Below are 16,618 nucleotides of genomic sequence, written 5' to 3' on the forward strand. Positions count from 1 at the left end.
AGTGCAAACAATGATCCGAAATGAGGATCGAAGGAAGCGAATTCCCTCCCTTTCGCTGATCATACCTTTAGTCCCTCAACACTCTCTCAGCAAGTTGGACAGATGACTGGCGCCATACCCAACTACTCTTTCAACAAATGACAGATTTTTCTTCCGTCAAATCCAGCATGCGCAATTTCTGTTACGCTCAGTCCTTTTTCAGCCACTTTCGCACTTCCTCTTCCGCAAGTCCAGTAAGATCGGCAATGTCTTTCGCCGCCATTCCTTTCGCCGACATATGCCGGATCATGTTCTTCCGTTCTTCTTCCCGTCCTTCCTTTAATCCTTCTTCCCGTCCTTGCTTTATCCCTTTTTCCAACCCTTCCTCCATCCCAGCGCGCCGCTCGCCCAGAAGGTTGGACAATTGATCCCGCAGCCATTTCAGCCGCATTTCATATGCGTAGCGATTTTCCGGACTGACGCTTAGCTTCTCCCACTCTTCCAACGCTTCGCGAATTTCTTGCTCGTTCATCGCCAACACCTCCAGTTCATTGAGAATTGTCTCATCAATTTCTCGTTTTCGGGCATCCACCGCCGACAGCATCATCAACCAGGGCCACTCCGAAGATCGTTTGATCTCACGTCTGTATTTCTTCCATTTTACCATAAATTGTGATACATCAATGGCGTGAAATTCAAGATGCGCGCTCCAAAGAAATTGTTCTTCATCCTCTCGGATATGAAAGATGGTGTGGAAGCGATCGGTTTCATGCGGAAAGAGCGGGTAGTTGAGGATGGCAATCATAATCGTGGGCGGAAGTTCGCTGTACCCTTGTCCTTTGAAAAGCGACTGGGAAAAGAGCCTCGCCCAGTAATACAAAATCCGCTCCGGCATATCGTGTTGGTCAATGATTTGAATTTCCACGTTGATCCGCTCGCCTCGGTCGGTCCACACGAGCACATCCAGCCGGTTCATTTTCCCCTCTTCTATCTCTTTTGCCAGCTCCGTGTTTTCAAACTGCACATCAACAATCCGGTCATGGCCTGTCCGATGCAAAACCGCATTCAAAAAAGCGATTGTTATCTGCTTTCGGCTCGGGTGGCCGAACAATTGTTTAAACATAAAGTCCAGTTTTAAATCGAGGTATTCCTTCATAACAGGGATCATCCTTTCGAGGAGAATTTGGAGAGGAATAGAGGTTCATCTAAAGAAAAGCCAAAACCATTGACAGAGTTTTCAGACAAAAAAGAGCCCATCGCCTTTCTAATACGCACTTCTTGACAAATCCCAACCGGCAGCCGTTCTAATGAAAACTTTGCCACCAGATATATCGGGAACATATGTTCTGTTAATGCTATTGTAATATACATGATCTTCTCTTTCAACCACCAACATTTCGACAAATTTCGAACCAGCCAAACACCATTCCAAAAGGGTTAACTCCCACTCCCTTGGAAATAGATCCCAATTGTCTTCTGAAAACAGGAGGATGAGTAAAATTTTCCTCATTTTCCTTAAATGTAAATGGAGGCGGAAATGAAGGCGTCGTCTTTATTGGAATCGATCGAAAGAAAAGACAAGCACTAGCCATGATCCGCGCCTCATCCGGAGAAGATTGTACGAGTTTCATCATAGTCCGCATTCCTTTACTGTATGTCCCGCATTAAAAAAAGGAAAGGGGGAGTGTATGAAAAGAGGTACGAAGACTTGCGGCAAATCAAGACCCACATTGAAGCGCAACAAATAATCCTCCGTGAGATCATTAGAAAAACCACTCGCATTTGGCGAAAAATAAATCTTATGATTCGAATAATTTCGGAAGTGCTGAAAGATGTGCGATGAAGAACCCGGTTACAAAGGAAAAGGCATATATAGATGGCGGAAATCAAATATTTGCACCTGAACAAATGAAATTGAGACGTAAAGAGCAAAGAGCCTTCCTCATAAATCGATTTTCGACTTATAGCTGTCCCCTTTATGGAATAACGTTGAAAGATCATGCAATTCAGTCAAGCCCTAATATTGTGTAAAAGCCGACTCCCAGCTCAGCAAACTTATGCCTGCGAAATAGAACCGCTTTCCGCTCGCTCCTCTTTCCATAAATTATTAGACTCATCATGGAATTCCCCTTTTTGTACAGTCCCTTCAACGGCCAAATCCAAATTATTGTGTAAAATCATACTCCCAGTCTAGCGAACTTAGAGCGAACTTAGGCTCCCGGCAAATCAAACCGCTTCCTTTTCACACAAAATTCAGGACTAAATCGCCTCCAACAAGTTTTTTAGCTTTACTTATACAAATTCCAGCCGCAATCAACTAAACGCAACAGGCAAAATTCAACCCACCATTTCATATCCTAAAGGATGAGAAATGGTGGTTTAATATTACTGTGTTGTATACCGCTTCCTTCCATTAAAAAACAAACTCCACTGTCGGATTTTTCGTTACACAATCAATATGGACATCTGCTTTAACCATTCCGCCAAAGGTGTGATTGGAACCGAATGCAACGTGGACGGTATTGTACGCTTTTTCATCTTCCAAAATAACGCCTGTGATTCTTGCTGCATAGTTTGTTCCGATGCCTAACTCGCCTAACAAACGGCCGTTTCCATCCCCGAGCAGCGCCAGTAATTGAGCGCCTGTCTCACCTGTGGCATCTACCAACCTCCCCTTTTCAATCGTTAATACAACAGGTTCATCGACTAAACCTATACCTGCAATCGAACCTGTAATTTCAATTTTTCCTACCGCCTGTTCTTCTAATGGAGCTATATACGCCTCACCTGAAGGAAGATTTCCGGATGCCGCTTTTCCGCGGAAAACACCTGTACTTGGTATACCATCTCTGCCTTCAACAGGAATCTTTAATTCATAGCTGTCGCCGGTTTTAATAATAACCATTTTTGCCTTTGTTAATTTTTCCGCTACTTCATTTGTTTCTTTTTCAACAATGCTATAATCTGCACTCATCGCACCATTCAAAAACATATCTTCTGTAATTCCCGGCATGGTAATGACACTAACTCCATGTTGATTGGCCGTTTTCCTTGCAGCAGTATGGGTCAATGAATGTTTCGTTAAACAAAAGACAAGATCAAATTCCAGCATTTTTTCTGCCGTTTCCTGCGGAGGTTCTTCCCCTGATTTACTCCGATCTTCCATTACATGAATTTTCGTTTTCCACCCATCATTTTTTAGAGCCTTTTCAAATTTTCTCCCTAACGATTCCGTACTATTATCCGTTAAAACAAGGATAGATATATTTTTGTCTACTGAAAAATTATTTTTCATTAAATTATGAACGGTTTCTTGAAAACTGCTCATACCTTTTCACTCCTTATTTTGCGTAAAATATATACTTGCCAAAACAAAAATGAAAGCGATGATCGTACCGAAACCGAGTGGTTCATCCAATAAAAAAACACCTAACAGAATCGTGGTAATTGGCATCAAATAGGTAATAAATAAGGCAAAAATGGCGCCGCCGGATTTAATTAAATAAAAATACAACAGATTCCCGATACCCGAATTAAATACGCCTAACATGACAAAATAGAAAAAATTATTTCCACTATTTCCACTAAATAAATATTGATAGCTATCAAGATCAAATAAAAGCATAAAAATACCGGAATAAATACTGCCGACAGCCATTGAAACAAAGGACAATGTGTAGACAGAAACCGAACTCAAAAACTTGCCTGTCAAAATCGAAGACAATGTATAAAAACTGACTGCTACTAACAGAAATATGGCACTCATAACCTGAAATTGCCCAGAAAATCCAAAAACAAAAGATAATACTATACCGATAAAGCCAATGGCGACACCTAATAGTTCTTGTCGATGAACCTTCTGTTTTAATAGAAAAACACTAAATAAAACGCCAAAAATCGGACCTGTTGCATTGATAACCGCACTAATGGTTGTATCTAAACCCTTTTGGCTAAAACTCATAAATACCCATGGAACACCTGCGCTTAACAAGGTAATTCCAATTAAGGCACCCTTATTTTTAAAGTCTGTTTTTTTCTTTTTCAATAGAACGAATGGCAACAAAACCAGACCGCCAAATAAACAACGATAAAAAACAATAGAAACCGCATGAAAATCTGGTAAAAGCAATTTTGTAAAATAAAATGTCGATCCCCAAAGGAGGCTTAATACAAATAAAGCCAATACTGGCATTTCAGATTACATCCTTCCATGCTATAGGAAAACGAAAGCGCCCATTAAGCGATCTGCTTCCAGGCCTAGAGCCGCAGGACTGTGAACAACATCGGTGAAACAGCATCGCATAAAGAAAAAGCGAATGCTTTTTCGGGGAGATAAAAGGCACGATGGGGCTTGTGATCCGATGTTGTCCAAATCGTACGGAGGCGATGGAAACCTCGCTCCTGCTAAAGCACTTCAGCATTTAAGTTCAAAATGTAATTTCTTACTTTAAAAAGAGATCCGGATAGATCCGGATCAACTAAAAGACATATTCTGCAGCAATCCGTGCCACAAGTGTACGTGGAAGAATCACCGGCAAACCGCTCCCTTTTTTCGCTTCAAGTTTATGGGTTTCATTGTACCCCATACAATCCAACACAATTAACTCTGCACCCTGTTCTTTTAAGGATGCAGCCGCTCCGGCGATATCGCTTTCTTCATAAGGAGAAGCGGCTGCCGTTACCAATTCCAGTCCGACGCCCTCCCATTTTTTCGCTAATGAATGCCGCTGCTTTTCTAATGGAACCACTAACCCTAATTTACTGCCGCCCGTCATAATGGCTTGAACTGTATGCACTAAAATTTTATCCGGATAAATGATTGGTTTTGTTGTCACTAATGTTGGAAAATCACCGGTACATAACATAATCACTACTTCCACATCTTGTTCCAATTTGGTCAATTCATCCTGTAATAATGGAAGCAGCTTGCTTTTTCCAATCTCGACTGATTGACCATTGCGGAGTCGGGAAATATAAACTGTGTCCGAACCCTCAGGTTTGATGGCATCCATCGTTTCTTCCGTTAGCCGATCCAATCCGCCTCTTTCCACGATTTCTACATCCGCACCGAAAATTTTTTGAAAGGAAGGAGTGGCATCTGTGCGAGGGGATTGGCCGATTGTTAGTACACCAACCTTAGCCATGATTACTCATCCCCTAAAGTTTGCAAATGTTTCATGGAACCATAGAGTTTCACTAAGCGTTCATATTCTTCTTTATCATAAAATTCAAAGTTGCCTTGAGTATATTCTTTTGCCACTTCAATGCAAAATCTTACAGCTTGGGCAATATCGACTTCATGGCTAGCACCAGTACCGCATCCCGGTACAGCTGTTTTGGCAGTGATAGCGACGCCGACAACCGGTGCATCTGTTGCAACGGCAGGCTGAAGAATGCTATTTAAGTGGTAGACGCCATTGCCGTATGGCGTAATATCTTGCGTTGTGACAGCAAACGTGACTGGTAAATCACCCGTTGTCATTTCCATAATTCGCAGTAAATCATCATTGAATTTTAAAATATATCCTGATTTGACTGTTGGAGAAATCGCAATGCCACGGTGGTTTATCACTTTATTTCCTTTCGTTGTATCAATCGATAAAACGGCGTCCATTTCCGGGACTACTTCATATCGATTCATTGTTAATATATCAACAGGAGAATCCATAAAATCTACAGGTTCATGCGGCCGTGTAGGCGCATCCGGACAAATATGTGTCGTTACATAAACATCACCGGGCAGCCGATCCCCTTTTTCGGACATGATTGCAAGTTTTAAAGCTATTGTTACAGCCGCAGCTGCTCCATCACCGTCGGAAACAAATCCAATCCGATTTGGACGTGCGCCCAAACCGCCAAGTCTTCCGACAACACCCAATGTCGGAGCATGTCCGCCGCTCGATTTCCCATTTGTCCCTTTAATTAATATTTTGACAAAATCTGTTGACCCATTTTCGCCAGTTACTGTTGTGTAGCTTGCTTCCACATATTTTTTTCCTTCAAATAAGCGGACAACCGCTTCTCCATTAACTGAAGCATCATCTAGTAATTCCAAAACTTCCATTGTATATTTTAAAGACATCCCAATCTCTCCTTATACAATTTTTTTATTAATAACAGGTTCAATGGTTTTTAACAAATTGTGGTTATACATGGTTGAGCTTAATTTCAAATTCTCTTTTGGAACGGAAATGACGGCTACTTTCAGTCCCTCTTTCACCTCAGCACTGACAACCGGCATTCCTGTTTCGGCATTGAAAGTCATAATTAAATCAGGAAATGTCCCTTTTCTCTGGCCATTGACTTCGACTGTCATGTACTCATTCCAAAATGTTAATTCCAAGTCATCAACTTTTACAAACCCTACATCAAAACCGCCTTTTTCTTCAAGCTCGCAATAACTAACCGTTCCGGAATGAATAACACGCCCTTTTAAATGGGACGCAACGGCTTCAATTCTTTCCGGTCCCTCCGGTGCTGACAAAAAGACTTCGCCGAGTTCAATTGCTTGAGTAATGCCGCCTACTGCTGCATTTTCTTTTACATAATCAACAGTTACCGGATTTCGGCAAACGGCAACCATTCCGCCCGCTTCTACTGAAATACTTCTGACAATTTTACCGGCTGATTCCAGGGATGATTTTACGACACCTTCCACTTGTCTTTTCCCTTTTCCGCCGGCAAATGACTGGATCGAAACATAACCGTCAACTTCAGACAAATTCATGGAGCCCATCGCCCCTGTTGGATGGGCGCGTCCGTTGCTTGGCGCATCAATAACCGGCAGCCCGGTTGCCGCTGCCTGCAGCCAGCCATTTATCGTTGTTGCTGCCCCATTTTCATTTGTCATAAGCGCTTTAATAGGATGGTGAAACTCCTTTTGCATCCGGTTTACAGTCTCAACAAACTGGTCGGAACTAACAGAAGCTTCCTTAGAAGACGGAGCCCCTACTAATGAAACATTGACTACATAATCGCCGCCCTGTAATTCATCAATTGAAACTAATTCCGGCTGGCCAATGGAAAAAGTAGACTCGGCTTTTTGGAGACCGTCATGAATCCAGCCTCCGCCTCCCCCGCCGAGAATACAGCCGCCGTAAACGGCTTTTTTCGCATCTTCCATCGTTAATGTTTTTCTAACCATTCTATCACCTCATTATTTCGCTTTAAACACGGATGAGAAGAAACTATATAATGCATCGCCGGCAATAAATCCAGCTGCGGTCGTATACATCTTATTTTCAGCTTCAGATCCTATAAATTTGATAACAAGAACGCGAATTATTAAACCGACAATAACAGCCCATCCTGCTAAAGGATTCATAATAAGCAACCCAGTAGCCAGCATAATGCCCAATTGTCTTTCCGTACCGCCAATCAGCTGAATGATCACCCCGGGAATGGCCCATAAGAGCAACATAAGACCAACATTCCCGCTTAATCCAGACTTAATGGTGGATGCATATACATGATCAACCGGCGGAACTAAGCCTTGTCCAAAAAAGTTCTTGGAAAATAGGGCAACCATCACAATCGCGATAATGAACCCGATAAATGCACTTTTCAATTGTATTTTCCGTCCATATAATTCTTGTTCAACGGAAACGCCAGTCCGAATGATGTTGCCGGATTTCAAATCATATCCAAAATCTGCAAAAGCAGGTCCTGTTGCTGCTGTAAAACCGGTCAGCAATGCTAATGCAACTGGCGGGAAGCCGAGTATCATGCCGATTAACAATGAAATAAGTGTTACCGCAAATGCCGGGAACCAACCGGAGTGCATAGCCGCAATCCCGACTATAATTTCATGCACTAATGCAGCAAAAGCAGCAAATATAATGAAAAGAATCAATTGACCAAATGGCATTTCAGTAATGAGCCCGCCCATGACGGCAATTAGAATAGCGATTCCTAAGTAAAGCAGGAATCCAAAACCAAAACCTTTTTTAATATCGTCAGCACCGCGGGTATATTCGTATCCGCTTGTGTCTGTAACTTTTCCACCTTGTTTTCTCGTTTTCGTAAAAGTAATGATAAACTGAATAAGAGCTACGAGACCTGCGCCGATCATCATGCCATGTGGGATATAATAGTCTCCTAAATTCAAGCCAAACAACGGTTGCGAGTATCCGTTAAGTAATAAACCAATACCGAACATGCTCAAAGCCCAAAAATTCCCGATGAATGCAACACCAAAGGCCGACATGGAAATGCCGAAGTGGGATCCAACTAATCCGCCAAGAATCCCCAATCCAAGATATTTTGCCTTTTTACCGCCTTCATCACCGGCTTTCAAAGCTTCGGCCGTTGCAACACCTGGAGGCCATACTTCGTTTGCCCCGAAAAGTTTCGTATCGAAAACTTTATAAAGGATAAGGGCATCGGTTAAAAGCGCCAATCCGGCTCCGATTAACATTGGGATAATAAGGTCCGGCAAGCCCATTACAAATGGAAGTCCAATTGGTATTAATAAACTATTGGCAGCCCCAAAAGTGGCAGCTGAAATGGATGTCTGAACTAAATTTTGATTTTCCAACGACTTAAATTGTTCAAAAATTTTAATTGGAATTCTCGCAAATAACATGGCGATTAATGCGCCAATAATGGATGTATTTGGCGTAATACCGAGCGTTGTAATTAGTTGCATCCCGATAATGGCGCCAAAAATAGAAATAAGAACAGAAAAAATAAAAAAGGTTAAATTGAATGTCCTATTTTGCATCTTTATGACCCCTTTTTAATTAATTGATAACCAATCCCTTGCGCCTCCACTAAATCGATAACAGGTACGGAAATTTTTCCGTTTAAATAATCTTTAAGTCCAATAGTGGAAAAACCTGTACAAGCAAACAGGATACAATCGGCGCCAGAGTTGATGACATCCTTTACTACTTCTAATAATTCATCTTTTGCCGTGGAAGCGAATAAATCGGTTGTTTTTCTAAGAGAAGGATGATAGGAGTATGAATGGAATTTCCTTCCCAATTCCTCTTTCATTCGTGCTGGAGGTGCGTCGGTAATGCCAATGATGCCAATACGGTTTCCTACCATACTTGCAGCATGCGCCCCACAACCCCCCGCGCCTAAAACCGGCAAATCAATTTCATTTCTTGCTTCATCCAAGCCTGGATCTGCAGCACAACTAATGGTAATGGCATCAATGTTCGGTTTTTCCGCCAATTCTTTAGCTAACTCAACGATTTTGGGTATGGCTTTTTTCTCCGATTCATCATCGTATATTCCATTAGGTTGCGATGGAATACAGCGTGTGACCGATTCTATGGAAAAATATTCTTTCAATTTCTTCCCGTGTTCATTTAAAATTTTTTCATCATCAGTTGTTAAAACACGAATAATTCCTAACAATTCAACCACCTCTATCGGATTTTTCACCATTATAAATTTTTCAACTATTTCTATAAATGCAAAAAGAGTGAAATCATTTTCTTTCTGAATTATCCATATTGTGCATTGTTGATCTTTACGCAAATGATCTATTTGATAAAAAAAGAGTCTCATCACCATATTCTGTGATGTTCACACAATTCCGGCAATAAGTTAGCGAGATTGATACTCAATCTAGAGTAGCTCCTTCGTCAGCTTGCAGACCACTAAGTGGGTAGAATGGAAGAGGTCAAGCGCTTTCCTTGACGGATTCCATTCTACCAACTACAATGCGGAAAGCTGATGAAGGGCATGGTTAAGCAACCTGATTTTTATAAGTTTTACCTGTACATTCCAAAAATACACGTAGCCGAAATCTTTCAAGGTTTCTGAAGCCAAAAGCACGTCTTTTGATGTTCTTACTCTTATGGTTTGTACCTTCAATCCGGCCATTCGTAAAAGGGGTAAGAAAATATTGTAAAATTTGTGCCTTCCAATTTTCTATCGTCTTGGCAACTTGATGAAATGAAGGAAATGGGCTGCTCCATGCGAGTTGAATCTATTCTTCTAAGAGTGAATCAGCTGTATCATAGTCATTCACTTGGTATATTTTTCTAAATAGTTCTTTTAGAAAATAGGCATATGACAATTCTGAATGCTCTTTGAGCATCTCGTCTAATTGTTGTTTTTCATTAGCCGTTAACTTTTCAGAACCTTTCAAGAGTTTAAACCGTCCCTTTTTTAGTCCAGGAGTTTTCTTTCTAACTTGGTCAAGTGCATGTGTCACCTTTTGCACCACATGATATTTATCAATGACGATACAGGCCTCTGGGAATATAGATTTAACAGCTTTATGGAAGGGATCCCACATATCCATAACAACGGTATGAACGCATTTATCAGACAGAATCTTCTTGGCAAGTAAGATCTGAGTTGAACGATAACTCCGTTGATGTTCCATACCAAGCACACTCCCGGATTGGGTATCCATAAGAACTGTTTCATATCGGTGACCCTTTCGGACAGCGATCTCATCAAGGCTAAGGATTAATTCATTGTCTTCTAAAACACTTTCAAGAGTTTCTAAATGCTCCTTCTCTTTTTCTTTAGCAACGGAATAAAATATTCTCTCAACGGTTGTATAAGGTATTTTTTCCTTTCGACTCACTTCTTGGATAGTAGAGCCAATGCACATTTCGTACAGATATTCTCTGTACCGATTGGTCTGATGCTTATTAGGACGGATACATTCAAATGTTTGTGAAAATCCCTCATTACAGTTGTGACAACGGTATCTATACACTCTGACAAATAAGAAAAGGGGCTTACCTAATACGGACAAGTCACGAACCTTTCTTGTCCGCCAGTCATGGGCATGACTAGAAAAAAAACCGCAGTAAGAACAGCGTTCTTCTGTAGTATTTTTCTCAACATGTAACAAACTGCAATCTTCAAGAAACACTTGTTTAACAACTTCAAATTCTGGCAAATCTAGTGATACGGAAAACACTTTAGAACCTCCTGTTATGTTAAGTCACGCTAACATTATTGCCAGGAATTCGTGAGTGTTTTCCTTATTTTTTGGGTTAAATCACAAAATGTGGTGATGAATCTTTTTTTCTTAAAGTACAAATACTGTCCATGTCTTGATGATAATGTAATAGTGTTATCACTCAATATTACTAAATTGAGGATGAAAAAATGACTAATCAGAAACCATTCCGAAGTAAAAGTTTTTATTTAAAGGATTTTTATTCCATTATTTCTGTACCCTAATTTTATGCATTGTACCTTATTACATCTTTTTTGTGTTTAATTCCATATAGTAACATATATTTAGTTTCTAAAATTGAAATTTTTTGTCGGAATGGAGGATTTTCATGGACGAGCAACAATCAAAATCGCTTCGAATTTTGTCATTATATGAACGTCTTTGCCAAGGAGATACGATTTCGAAAAAGGAAGAAGCGGTTCGTTTTGGTGTGAATGAAAAAACAATTCAGCGTGATATTGATGAATTGCGTACATACATCGCCAATAATTTTGAAGCATCAATGGTATTAGAATATGATCGGAAGAAAAATGGCTACGTATTAAGACGAAATGAAAACATTTGGTTAACGAATGAAGAAATACTCGTTTTAGCAAAAGTATTACTGGAAAGCAGGGCATTTCAAAAAGCAGAAATGGATCAGTTATTGGATAAACTCATTTTGCAATCACAGCCTGAAAATCGACGATTTATCCAAGAAGTGATTCGCAACGAGCGCTTTCATTATGTCCCGGTGCAACATAATCAATCGCTGATAAACATGATTTGGGATTTAAGTTATGCGGTACGAACGAAGCGAGTGACAATTATCGATTATCAAAAGGAAGGAAATGATTCTCCTGTTAAAAGAAAGCTCAAGCCTGTTGGAATCGTTTTCTCTGAATATTATTTTTATTTAGTAGCGTTTCTCATAGACTACGATTTTAGTTTTCCGACAATTTATCGAATGGATCGAATTGTCGATTACTGTATTACTGATGAGCGTTTTAAAGTTGACTATAAAAATCGATTTGAAGAAGGAGAATTTCGAAAGCGAGTCCAGTTTATGTATGCAGGTGAACTAATGAAAATTACGTTCCGTTTTTGGGGACCTTCCTTACAAGCTATTTTAGATCGATTACCGACTGCAAAGATTATTGCAAAAGATGAACAATCCGTCACAATTGAAGCAGAAGTTTACGGCCGTGGCATTAAAATGTGGCTTTTAAGCCAAGCGCAATATTTAAAGTGTTAAAACCTGAAGAATTTCGGAATGAAATGAGAGAAACGATAGAAAAAATGTTGAAGAACTATAAATAAGAATAAATATACACATCGTTATTTAAAAGTAATTTTGTCGAAATTTATCGTTTTTTTGTAGATTTTATCCTAAAAAATTATAGTAAAATATACCTGCAAATTTTTAATTATCAAAAGCCTGTTTATAAATCTAAAAAACATCTGTATTTTCTACTCAATTCTTTAACTATGATTATAATTATTCGCTAGGAGGGCAACACAGTGACAAAAGAAAAAATAAAAACTCTAGAAGTGCTAGATGAAAAAACGAAAAAAGTATACACGCGCGTGTTAATAGCCTTCATAAAAGAACAGGGAGAATTACATCCAAAGCAACTTTCTGATTTATATTTATTTATGTCCCAAATTGGACTGAGTTCTGAATCACGGCATGACCTTCGTGCTTTTCTGAGCAATGATTCAAACGTATCTTTTGTTGATGTACTTCATTGTTTGATGAGTGAGATGCAAACGTTAAATAGTGAAGAACAAGAAGCAATGAAATTTTCAATTATTAAAGATTTAGCACGTTTAATAAAAGCAGCAAATTATAACCCTCGTTTGGATAACAATCTAATAATTACAGCTGAAAAGTTTTATCCTGAAAAGGCTGAAGAAATTCTAGCACTTGTTATTAAATCTATAGATAACGACGAAAAATTTCTTAAAGATGAGATTTCCATAAGTGAATTTGAAAAGAGGACTAAAGATTTAGCTTCAAAAGCCGCAGCAGTAGGGGTTCCCATTGCAGCTGTATATTTTTCTGGAAGCGTTGTTGGATTAAGTGCAGCTGGCATTACTTCAGGCTTAGCGGCGCTTGGATTTGGTGGATTGTTAGGTCTCAGTTCAATGATTACTGGAATTGGGACAGTTGTCATTTTAGGAGTCATGGCTTACAAAGGAGTTCGTTGGATACTTGGCAAGAACGAACGTGAGTTACGGAACAAACGTGAAAAGCTAATCCAAGACATATTAAAAACACATCAAAAAGCAATAAATATACTTATAGAAGATATTAATGAACTTGCAAATAAATTGGAACAATACATGAGTCAATCCAATCGGAATGAAGAACTGCTTGAAAAATTGAAACGTGAGCTTGAGATATTTAAAGCTGCACTTAATTCTTTAGAAGAAAGGAAAGAGCAATTTGAAATTTAACAAATATGAGCGTATTGTAGCATACCAGAGACTTGAACTTCTTGATTTGAGACGGTTATTTTCCGAAGTTGAAGTCGATTTGCAAGATTATTTATCTCGTGAACAACGAATTAATATAGAAGCAAATATAATTCAAGATGAATTATCTAGTATAAGACAACGCCTAGAAGCATTAGGTGTCGATTTCAATAAATTCGAAACGTCTACATCACCTAGTGTGAAAAGTATACATATCCCTGTAAAAACGTACCGAAAAATTGAATCTACGGATTTTAATAATGATTTCAATCGTTTATTACAACTGGCTGATCAACGGTTGAGTGATGCCGGCATCGATTTAAAACGAGATCCTTTATTACAAATTATCAGCCAAAATGAATTAAAACAGAGTCAAGATGATTACTTAAAAAATTTCGGAAATATCGAATGGACAAAATCTGACTACCTTATTGTTTTGATTGCTGGGCTTGTTGCAACCCTTCTTGATATTTTTTTAGTGAAAATTCCAACTGATACTAACTTTTTAGGTAATATGCAAGAAGGTTCTCCAATCACAAAGTGGATTAAGGAGAAATCTTCAGAAATTCACAAATCATTTTTTGAGGATTTGGAAAAGAAAGCGAAAGTGGTCTTTGATGCTTCAACTGACGTTTCTCTTGATCAAGAAGTTGCCGGTTTAAATCCACATTTTCATCGACTTATGAGTTTTGGGCACGATCCCATTCTTGGTTTTATTTTTGGAGTTATTGATGTTATGAAAGGAACCGGGACATTTGTAGATAAGTATGGAAATCTTATTGTTGCTAAAAATAATGGATACTCACCGGAAAGTAATTTTTTCATCGCAATCATTAAAGTATTTCTTCATTTACTTTCTGATATTTTTACAAAGGCAGGGATTCAACCGCCGTTTTTCACACTTGTTCAGCTTATTAAAGCTAAATCTCCATTTGTACTTGGTCCTTCTGGTGAAAAGGTTAGTTGGACCGATGTTGCTCGCTATATGTACAAGCATGGATATGATTTTCGTCATTTTTTAACTACGGGCATTGTACCAGCATCAGTTGATATTATTATCCGTTTATACTGGTACGCTTCAAAAATGTTTTCTGATGATCCAGAAACCCACTTTCCAAAAGCAAAGCTAGCATCTTTGTTAATGCTGGGTCACTCTATTGCTTTATCTGGAAATTTTATAAAAACAGGGTTGATTTACCATATGAATCCCCTTGCACTTAATTGGTCACAAATTCTTCGCATGGTTCCAATCGTTATTTCTTATATAAAAGAAAAAATTGAGAGAGATAAGAAGATACGTAAATCTATAGATAAGGAATGGATATTATTGTATAAGGGGATCTAGGCTATGGTTATTCAATGACAAGGAAATGTTTTAAAAATAAAAAACGAAAAAGCAATTGTAAGAAATATCCAAATAGCGAAATCGTGATAGAAAATGTCAATAATATCACCAAAAACATCTAAAGTTACATTCTCATTAGCCCCCTAATGAATTTGGACACTCGATAAGGTGTTTTTTATAATCGAAGTGACCAATGAAGGGGACTTTTGATGTACATGAAACGAAGAAAACATTCGAAGGAATTTAAGCTACAAGTAGTGAAAGAAGCATTAGAAGTTGGAAATAAAGCATTGGTAGCTAGAAGATACGAGCTTAGCCCGAATCTCGTGCAAAGATGGGTGAAGGCATACGAAGAAGGACAGCTAGGACAAGAAACAGTTACCCATTCCTCTTCAGCTGAAATCAAAAGGCTGGAGGAAGAAAATGAACAGCTCAAGAAGCTATTAGGGGAAAAAGATTTAGAAATCGCGATTTTGCGTGATTTGATAAAAAAGAAGAACCCTCACTTACTGAAAAATTGGAAGTAGCCGAGCAGTGGAGCGAGAAAGGATATCCGATTACAAAAGTATTGGAGATTCTAGAAATGAATCGCTCAACCTACTATTTTTACGGAAATGAAAGAGTTTTATAAAAATATTTTTAATCGAGTAGGAGGGAGCGATTAACTCCCGTCCTCTCACACCACCGTACGTACGGTTCCGTATACGGCGGTTCAATTAAGATAATTGACGCAAGTCTTTATAACTTCCGTGAATAGCTGTTCTCTTTATGCCAGTGGTCACTCCACCCTCCAAGAGATCTCCCACGGGATTCACCGCTTCCTCCCTCAAGTGAGGTACTACGTTTTCTGTGTTCATCATGACTCACTGAATGCCAAGGGCTATTCTCTCTTAATTGTTCGGTCCTTCTTAGTTGTTCTAGACCAACTAATACTATGACCTCTGCTGACTTCTGACTGTTCAGCTATCTATCACTAGATAGGTTACCAAGGTTACTTGGCGTGCCAGCCAGACCTCCCCGGGTAAGAGTGTAATCTTTCCTTCCATCCATCTGCTTCATTTACTCTGTATCACCTTCGGCAGAAAGGGCTTTGTTTTGTCTTGCAAACTCACCCAGTGATACCTAGCCTCATATGAAGTTCGTGTTCCGAGAGACCCAAAGTTTGCCGCTCGCTTCCTTCAGATTCCGCGTCACCACGGACACCCTTGCGTTAAGCTAACTGCTACTTCTGCCTTCGCAGCTCGGGACTTTCACCCTATAGATTACACCCATGCCGGGCGCACAAGTAGAACCACATAATGCATAATGAAGGAATATTTTCATCTAATTTCAAGATATATCGTTAATTTCTTTGTTTCATTACTAAATATATCCTCTCCTATCTTTTGATAGGGGAGCTTTGTTTTGCGTGCTTATGGTTTTAATTTCCAAGGACTTTTTATTGTTTTTCGTATCATTGAGGTATTTCCTTTAAAAATCAAACAACTATTTTTTAACACTGATATCTATCCCGCTCCTATTATTTTTACCAAAGGGAGCGGGATTTTTTGTTCTATCACTATTGTTATATTTTTGATAGGAAAGAAAAGGAGAGGGAGAAGTTTAAATCCATTCTTTGCAGAAAAGCCATCAAATCAAAAATCACTTCCTGCAGCAAGAACTACCCCTAACCCCAAAAAAGTAAAAAACGCGTAAGGTTCGCTCCGATAAAACTCACGAATAGAGAACAGAACGCGTACTGTTGCGTAAAGATAAACAAATATAACTGTTGTAATGCCGGCAATTGTTCCAACTGATATAACTCCTGCAACAAAATTTTGTCCGACTGCATGAAACGTAAATTTGTAAATACCTTGATATTTCAAAAATTTTTAATTAAAATTTAATTGTAAATATTGTAT

Annotated in this window: 13 protein-coding genes and 2 pseudogenes; 5 read left to right on the top strand and 10 right to left on the bottom strand. The window is 39.1% G+C overall.

What is annotated here, in order from left to right; translation table 11 throughout:
• Positions 1-187 precede the first annotated feature (187 nt).
• The 10 genes and pseudogenes from NSS70_RS18980 to NSS70_RS19025 all read right to left on the bottom strand — a co-directional run bounded on the left by NSS70_RS18980 (position 188) and on the right by NSS70_RS19025 (position 10,873).
• Positions 188-1,135, bottom strand: a complete 948-nt coding sequence (locus tag NSS70_RS18980) for an Rpn family recombination-promoting nuclease/putative transposase (protein WP_339197863.1) — start codon at positions 1,133-1,135, stop codon at positions 188-190.
• Between the two features lie 108 nt (positions 1,136-1,243).
• On the bottom strand, positions 1,244-1,411 hold the full coding sequence (locus NSS70_RS18985; protein ID WP_339197866.1) for a hypothetical protein: 168 nt from the start codon (positions 1,409-1,411) through the stop codon (positions 1,244-1,246).
• Positions 1,412-2,392: 981 nt separating this feature from the next.
• Complete coding sequence (locus NSS70_RS18990; protein ID WP_339194180.1) at positions 2,393-3,307, bottom strand: aminopeptidase; 915 nt, start codon at positions 3,305-3,307, stop codon at positions 2,393-2,395.
• A 6-nt stretch (positions 3,308-3,313) separates the two neighbouring features.
• Positions 3,314-4,171 (bottom strand): DMT family transporter, encoded by an 858-nt coding sequence (locus NSS70_RS18995; RefSeq protein WP_339210557.1) that lies wholly within the window; start codon positions 4,169-4,171, stop codon positions 3,314-3,316.
• A 286-nt stretch (positions 4,172-4,457) separates the two neighbouring features.
• Entirely contained in the window at positions 4,458-5,123 is a 666-nt protein-coding gene (locus tag NSS70_RS19000; RefSeq protein ID WP_339197875.1) for an AroM family protein, read from the bottom strand.
• A gap of 2 nt (positions 5,124-5,125) precedes the next feature.
• Positions 5,126-6,061: a DUF1177 domain-containing protein gene (locus NSS70_RS19005; protein WP_339194183.1), complete on the bottom strand. Its 936-nt coding sequence runs from the start codon at positions 6,059-6,061 to the stop codon at positions 5,126-5,128.
• Positions 6,062-6,073: 12 nt separating this feature from the next.
• Positions 6,074-7,123 carry a DUF917 domain-containing protein gene (locus tag NSS70_RS19010; protein ID WP_339197878.1) on the bottom strand — a complete coding sequence of 350 codons (1,050 nt, stop codon included), beginning with the start codon at positions 7,121-7,123 and terminating at the stop codon, positions 6,074-6,076.
• Positions 7,124-7,135: 12 nt separating this feature from the next.
• Entirely contained in the window at positions 7,136-8,701 is a 1,566-nt protein-coding gene (locus NSS70_RS19015) for an OPT/YSL family transporter (RefSeq protein WP_339194185.1), read from the bottom strand.
• Positions 8,702-8,703: 2 nt separating this feature from the next.
• Positions 8,704-9,345, bottom strand: coding sequence for an aspartate/glutamate racemase family protein (locus tag NSS70_RS19020; protein ID WP_339194187.1), 642 nt, complete (start codon positions 9,343-9,345; stop codon positions 8,704-8,706).
• A gap of 334 nt (positions 9,346-9,679) precedes the next feature.
• Positions 9,680-10,873: pseudogene (locus NSS70_RS19025) on the bottom strand (ISL3 family transposase).
• A gap of 370 nt (positions 10,874-11,243) precedes the next feature.
• Between NSS70_RS19025 and NSS70_RS19030 the strand changes: the two are divergent.
• The 5 genes and pseudogenes from NSS70_RS19030 to NSS70_RS19050 all read left to right on the top strand — a co-directional run bounded on the left by NSS70_RS19030 (position 11,244) and on the right by NSS70_RS19050 (position 16,412).
• Positions 11,244-12,214: pseudogene (locus NSS70_RS19030) on the top strand (helix-turn-helix transcriptional regulator).
• Between the two features lie 201 nt (positions 12,215-12,415).
• Positions 12,416-13,354: a hypothetical protein gene (locus tag NSS70_RS19035; RefSeq protein WP_339197883.1), complete on the top strand. Its 939-nt coding sequence runs from the start codon at positions 12,416-12,418 to the stop codon at positions 13,352-13,354.
• On the top strand, positions 13,344-14,717 hold the full coding sequence (locus NSS70_RS19040; protein ID WP_094245847.1) for a hypothetical protein: 1,374 nt from the start codon (positions 13,344-13,346) through the stop codon (positions 14,715-14,717). Before NSS70_RS19035 ends, NSS70_RS19040 begins: the two co-directional genes overlap by 11 nt.
• A 209-nt stretch (positions 14,718-14,926) precedes the next feature.
• Positions 14,927-15,244, top strand: a complete 318-nt coding sequence (locus NSS70_RS19045; RefSeq protein WP_232515537.1) for a transposase — start codon at positions 14,927-14,929, stop codon at positions 15,242-15,244.
• An 877-nt stretch (positions 15,245-16,121) separates the two neighbouring features.
• Positions 16,122-16,412 carry a hypothetical protein gene (locus tag NSS70_RS19050; RefSeq protein WP_339200065.1) on the top strand — a complete coding sequence of 97 codons (291 nt, stop codon included), beginning with the start codon at positions 16,122-16,124 and terminating at the stop codon, positions 16,410-16,412.
• The last annotated feature ends 206 nt before the right edge of the window (positions 16,413-16,618 follow it).

Source organism: Aeribacillus sp. FSL K6-2848 (genome assembly GCF_038004325.1).
Lineage (GTDB): Bacteria > Bacillota > Bacilli > Bacillales > Aeribacillaceae > Aeribacillus > Aeribacillus composti.

Bases quoted from the DNA above. Each gene is read 5' to 3' on its own strand.
- NSS70_RS18980 (WP_339197863.1), bottom strand. From the start codon at position 1,135: ATGAAGGAATACCTCGATTTAAAACTGGACTTTATGTTTAAACAATTG.
- NSS70_RS18990 (WP_339194180.1), bottom strand. From the start codon at position 3,307: ATGAGCAGTTTTCAAGAAACCGTTCATAATTTAATGAAAAATAATTTT.
- NSS70_RS18995 (WP_339210557.1), bottom strand. From the start codon at position 4,171: ATGCCAGTATTGGCTTTATTTGTATTAAGCCTCCTTTGGGGATCGACA.
- NSS70_RS19000 (WP_339197875.1), bottom strand. From the start codon at position 5,123: ATGGCTAAGGTTGGTGTACTAACAATCGGCCAATCCCCTCGCACAGAT.
- NSS70_RS19005 (WP_339194183.1), bottom strand. From the start codon at position 6,061: ATGTCTTTAAAATATACAATGGAAGTTTTGGAATTACTAGATGATGCT.
- NSS70_RS19010 (WP_339197878.1), bottom strand. From the start codon at position 7,123: ATGGTTAGAAAAACATTAACGATGGAAGATGCGAAAAAAGCCGTTTAC.
- NSS70_RS19015 (WP_339194185.1), bottom strand. From the start codon at position 8,701: ATGCAAAATAGGACATTCAATTTAACCTTTTTTATTTTTTCTGTTCTT.
- NSS70_RS19045 (WP_232515537.1), top strand. From the start codon at position 14,927: ATGTACATGAAACGAAGAAAACATTCGAAGGAATTTAAGCTACAAGTA.